Below are 616 nucleotides of genomic sequence, written 5' to 3'. Positions count from 1 at the left end.
AATATGTCTGGCTGATTCATATCTTGATGCTTTCAGCCGAAGCGGGTGTGGTGGGTGGACTGGCTGACTGGTATGCCATTACGGTGCTGTTCCGCAATCCTTTTGGCCAGCTGCCCATTCCAAAATTCCTGCGGGATCATACCGAAATTATTCCGCGCAACAAGGCCCGGATTGCCGAGTCGATGGGACGCTTTGTTCAGGAAAATTTCCTCTCACCCCAAATTGTAGAGCGCAGCCTAGCCGATACCGATTTGAGTTTAGCAGCGGGACGCTGGCTGGCCAACCCGCATAACAGCACTCAGGTCACCCAGGTCATTCAGCAGACCGTTCCTAAAGTGTTTGAATTTGTTGGACAGCAGCAAATTGCCGGATTTGTCCACAGCAACAGTGTGCAATGGGTCAGAAATACCCAGATCAATACCCTAGCCAGTGAAATGCTACGCGCCGTTTTAGAAAATGATTTCCATCAGGATGTATTACAACGCGGTCTGGATGTGGTACATGCCTGGATGACCTCGCATCCGAAACAGACCCGCGAACTGACCCGTACCCTGTTTAAGGAAATGGGAGTCTGGCGACTGGCCAAAGGTGCCAGCTGGATCGGTATTGATGTGCA

General features: G+C 51.3%; 1 protein-coding gene. It reads left to right on the top strand.

Annotation, left to right across the window (positions count from 1 at the left end):
- On the top strand, positions 1 to 616 hold a 616-nt coding region (locus E2K52_RS14585; protein WP_151205702.1), incomplete at both ends, for a DUF445 family protein.

The organism is Acinetobacter sp. RF14B, assembly GCF_006864105.1.
Classification (GTDB): domain Bacteria; phylum Pseudomonadota; class Gammaproteobacteria; order Pseudomonadales; family Moraxellaceae; genus Acinetobacter; species Acinetobacter lwoffii_C.
The sequence above is the reverse complement of the archived record's forward strand: the minus strand, read 5'-3'. Positions and strand labels throughout refer to the sequence as shown.